The 1708-nt window shown below is 68.9% G+C and carries 1 protein-coding gene; it reads left to right on the plus strand.

Annotated elements, in window-relative coordinates; genetic code table 11:
* The first annotated feature begins 308 nt into the window (after positions 1–308).
* On the plus strand, positions 309–1598 hold the full coding sequence (gene clpX, locus ACFVGO_RS25740; protein WP_045696864.1) for an ATP-dependent Clp protease ATP-binding subunit ClpX: 1290 nt from the start codon (positions 309–311) through the stop codon (positions 1596–1598).
* The last annotated feature ends 110 nt before the right edge of the window (positions 1599–1708 follow it).

Raw genomic sequence — 1708 nt, forward strand, 5'->3', positions numbered from 1 at the left:
ATACTAGCATGGCACTAGGCGTGCCACCAACTTCTCCCCTGGCGGGGGGGGGGGGATCGTGTTGGGGGGGGGGCCGCCCTTCGTGCGCACCCGGGTGCGCACCCCGCCCCGGCCCATCGGCGGGCCCGCGCGACGGCATCTGTTCGGTATCAATTCGCCCAGGGCGTAGGGCAGACCTGGCGAAGAGGCCGGAATCACGGGCCCGGCAGAGTACCGTCGGATAGCGAGACCGAGCGCCGTCGGCGTTGACGGTCCACAGCACCAGGCCCCGGAACCCTGCGGGGCCCCTGGCGAAGGGGAAGCACCTCGTGGCACGCATCGGAGACGGTGGCGACCTGCTCAAGTGCTCGTTCTGCGGCAAGTCGCAGAAGCAGGTGAAGAAGCTGATCGCCGGCCCAGGCGTGTACATCTGCGACGAGTGCATCGACCTGTGCAACGAGATCATCGAGGAGGAACTCGCCGAGACCTCCGAGGTGCGCTTCGAGGAGCTCCCGAAGCCGCGCGAGATCTACGAGTTCCTGGACCAGTACGTGGTCGGCCAGGACCTCGCCAAGAAGGCGCTGTCGGTCGCCGTCTACAACCACTACAAGCGGGTCCAGGCCGGTGAGGCGGGCCGCAGCGGCGGCAACGGCCGCGAGGACGCCATCGAGCTGGCCAAGTCGAACATCCTGCTGCTGGGCCCCACCGGCTCCGGCAAGACGCTGCTGGCGCAGACCCTGGCCCGGATGCTCAACGTGCCGTTCGCCATCGCGGACGCCACCGCGCTGACCGAGGCCGGCTACGTCGGCGAGGACGTCGAGAACATCCTGCTCAAGCTGATCCAGGCGGCCGACTACGACGTCAAGAAGGCCGAGACCGGGATCATCTACATCGACGAGATCGACAAGGTCGCGCGCAAGAGCGAGAACCCGTCGATCACCCGGGACGTCTCCGGCGAGGGCGTGCAGCAGGCCCTGCTGAAGATCCTGGAGGGCACCACGGCCTCGGTGCCGCCGCAGGGCGGGCGCAAGCACCCGCACCAGGAGTTCATCCAGATCGACACCACCAACGTGCTGTTCATCGTCGGCGGCGCGTTCGCCGGCCTGGAGCGGATCATCGAGGGCCGCGCGGGTGCCAAGGGCATCGGCTTCGGCGCCAACATCCGCTCGAAGCGGGAGTCGGACGCCAGCGACCACTTCCGCCAGGTGATGCCCGAGGACCTGGTGAAGTTCGGCATGATCCCCGAGTTCATCGGCCGTCTCCCGGTGATCACCAGCGTGCACAACCTGGACCGCGAGGCGCTGCTCCAGATCCTCACCGAGCCGCGCAACGCGCTGGTCAAGCAGTACCGCAAGCTGTTCGAACTGGACGGCGTGGAGCTGGAGTTCTCCCGGGACGCGCTTGAGGCGATCGCCGACCAGGCGATCCTGCGCGGCACCGGCGCGCGCGGGCTGCGGGCCATCATGGAGGAGGTGCTGATGTCCGTGATGTACGAGGTCCCCTCGCGCCAGGACGTCGCCCGCGTGGTGGTCACCGGCGACGTGGTCTCCAAGCACGCCATCCCCACCCTGGTGCCGCGCGACATGATCAAGCGCGAGCGCCGGGAGAAGAGCGCCTGACCCGAGGCCTCCGCGACACGGGAGGGGGAACGGAACCAAACCAACGCGGGGGCCCCCCCCCCTTCCCCCCACCCTCCCCCCTTCCCTCCCCCCTCTCTCCCACCCTCCCC

Source organism: Kitasatospora sp. NPDC057738 (assembly GCF_042798815.1).
In the GTDB taxonomy this organism is placed as follows: Bacteria; Actinomycetota; Actinomycetes; order Streptomycetales; family Streptomycetaceae; genus Kitasatospora; species Kitasatospora lactacystinica.